The organism is Caulobacter sp. P1_B12_2, assembly GCF_056406675.1.
In genome coordinates this window covers 1-1,793 of the sequence record NZ_JBFTZS010000655.1, presented here as the reverse complement: position 1 = coordinate 1,793, position 1,793 = coordinate 1, and the positions used below count along the sequence as shown (strand labels likewise).

1 protein-coding gene is annotated in these 1,793 nt (G+C 71.8%); it reads right to left on the bottom strand.

Annotated features, from left to right (window positions below; genetic code table 11):
- On the bottom strand, nt 1–1,793 hold a 1,793-nt coding region (locus AC1DZ6_RS24535), incomplete at both ends, for a tetratricopeptide repeat protein (RefSeq protein ID WP_477099713.1).

Genomic DNA, 1,793 nt, shown 5'->3' with positions numbered 1-1,793 from the left:
GTCCTGGGGACCTTGGTAGTAGCCCAGCTTGGACAGAGCGCGCTGGGCGGTGGCCAGGCCGGCGCTGGGCGCGGCGGCCGAGGCGACGGCCTGAACGGGCGCGGCGGCCTGCGAGCGGAAGGCGCTGGCCGAACGCTCGGCGATCCGCTGGCCTTCGGCGGTCAGTTGGGCGCGCAGGGCCATGGCCCGGGCGCGCGAGGCGGTGTCGCCCGACCGCGCCGCGATCAGGTACCACTTGTAGGCTTCGGTCGGGTTCTGGCTGACGCCCCACCCGCCTTCATAGAGCTGAGCCAGGTTGAACTGGCTGTCGACCAGGCCCAGGTCCGACGCCTTGCGGAACCAGCTGGCGGCCTTGGTGGAGTTCCGTTCGCCGCCTTCGCCCTTGTAGTAGTAGAGGGCCATGTTGTGCATGGCGCGGGCTTCGCCGGCCGTAGCGGCGCGCTCGGTCCAGCGGCGGGCTTCGGTGAGATCCTTCTTCACCCCGCCCTCGCCGACCTCGTACATCTTGGCCAGGTAGAACTGGGCGCGCGGCAGGCCGAGGTTGGCGGCCTTGCGCAGGCTGTCCAGACCCGTGCGGTCCTTGGCCTCGATGCGGCGCACGCCGTCTTCGTAGAGGGCCTGGGCGTTTTCACCGGGCGGAGGCGCGGCGACAGGCGCGGTCTCGGTCGAGGTCGCCTCGATGGGAAGTTGCGAGGTCAGGGCGACGGCGGCGCGGACGCCGGCCGGGCTGGTGTCGGTTTCGGCGGTGCGGATCTCGCCGGCGCCTTTGGTCGACAGGCCCTGGGCCACCCGCTCCGGAGTCGGACCCGAACCATGGGCGGAACTCATGATGTAGCCGGCGGCGCCGACGCCCATGAAGGCGGCCGTCGCCGAGACCATCAGGGCGGTCTTCATCGCGCCCTTCTTGGCCTTCTTCTCGGAGCCCTTGGCGCCGAAGCCGGCGAACAGCGAGGTTCCGGCCTTCTTGGCCTTGGTCTTGTCCTTGCCTTTGGCGTCGCCGGCCAAGGCGGCCTGGCGCGCGGCGGCGCGGGCCTGCTCGATCACTTCCCGCGTCGACAGCGGACGTCCGGGCGCGACCGGCTCTTCCGGGGCGGAGAATTCGGCGGCGGCGAACTCGGGGGCCGAGAAATCGCTGTCGTAGTCGGCTTCCGGCTCGAACGCCGGTTCCGGCTCCAGGGCCGAGGTGAAGCCGTCGGCGGCCTCGAAGTCCTCATCGCCGAACTCGAGCGCGGGCGGCTCGCTGGTCGGGAAGACCGTGGTTTCGAACGCCGGGGCCGCGAAGGCGACCGGCGCGGCGGTGCGGGCCGGTGTGGCGGCCTGGGCCGGCATGAAGGCGGCCGGCTGGTTGAAGACGTCCTCGGGGACGGCCTCGCCGCCGAACGAATAGCGCTCGCCATCGTCGAACGGCGACGGGGCGGGACGCGCGGCCGGGGCGGCGGCGGCCTGCTCGGCCAAGCGCTTCTGGGCCTCGCCCAGCTTGGAGTCGATCTTCTCGCGCGCTTCTTCCAGCATGCGAGCGGTGCGCTCCTCGCTCTGGCGGATGCGATCGACCAGTTCCTGCGAGGTGCGCTCGTGGCGCTGGTTCAGGCGGTCGGTGACGCGGGTGACCTGGTCGCCGACGTCGTCGATGGCCAAGGCGTTGCGGCGCTCGGCGTTGCCGATGCGCTCGGCCAGCTTCTCGGTGATCCGGGCGATCTCGGCGCCCAGCTTCTCGAGGGCCTGGGCCTGGACGCTGTCGGCGCGGTTCAGCTTCTGGTCGAGGGTGGCGGCGACCTGCTCGATGGCGGCGGTGT